At 33.7% G+C, this 688-nt stretch carries 1 protein-coding gene; it reads left to right on the top strand.

All coding sequences use genetic code 11. From position 1 onward, the window contains the following. Positions 1-6: 6 nt before the first annotated feature. A complete protein-coding gene (locus KTF99_RS16860; protein WP_008792017.1) occupies positions 7-687 on the top strand; it encodes a fructose-6-phosphate aldolase in 681 nt (226 codons plus the stop codon). Position 688 lies beyond the last annotated feature (1 nt).

Below are 688 nucleotides of genomic sequence, written 5' to 3'. Positions count from 1 at the left end.
ATAAAAATGGAATTTATTATTGATACTGTGAATTTAGAGGAAATTAAAGATGCTATAGATCATATGCCAATCGTAGGAGTGACAAGCAACCCTTCTATTGTAAAAGCAACTGCACCAGAAAACTTCTTTGATCACATGAGAAAAGTAAGAGATATTATTGGAACAGATAGAAGCTTACATGTTCAAGTGATTTCTAAAAATTGTGATGAGATGGTTAATGAAGCACATCGAATTTTAAAGGAAATTGATAATCGAGTTTATGTGAAGATTCCTGTATCATATGAAGGAATCAAAGCTATCAAGATTTTAAAAGCAGAAGGCATCAATGTTACAGCAACTGCTGTTTACGACCTGATGCAGGCATATATGGCATTGGCAGCCGGAGCTGATTATATTGCTCCATATGTTAATCGAATTGGGAACCTTGGTAGTGATCCGTTTGAATTAATCAATGAGTTGTCAAATCGAATCGTGATGGATGATTATGATTGTAAGATTTTAGCAGCCAGTTTCAAAGGTGTCCAGCAAGTAAGAGATTCTTTTAATAGTGGAGCCCAAGCAATTACAGCACCAGTCAGTGTTCTAAAAGCGATTTTTAATAATCCAAATATTGAAAAAGCTGTAGATGATTTTAATCAAGACTGGTATAGTGTTTATGGAGAAAATAAAGGAATTTGTGATTTATAAA

Origin of the sequence: Erysipelatoclostridium sp. MSK.7.34, assembly GCF_019041935.1 — a bacterium.
Lineage (GTDB): Bacteria > Bacillota_I > Bacilli_A > Erysipelotrichales > Coprobacillaceae > Thomasclavelia > Thomasclavelia ramosa.
Note: the sequence above shows the minus strand (reverse complement) of the source record. Positions and strands in the feature narration are given on the sequence as shown.

Coding starts and splice junctions, on each gene's coding strand:
- KTF99_RS16860 (WP_008792017.1), top strand. CDS start 7: ATGGAATTTATTATTGATACTGTGAATTTAGAGGAAATTAAAGATGCT.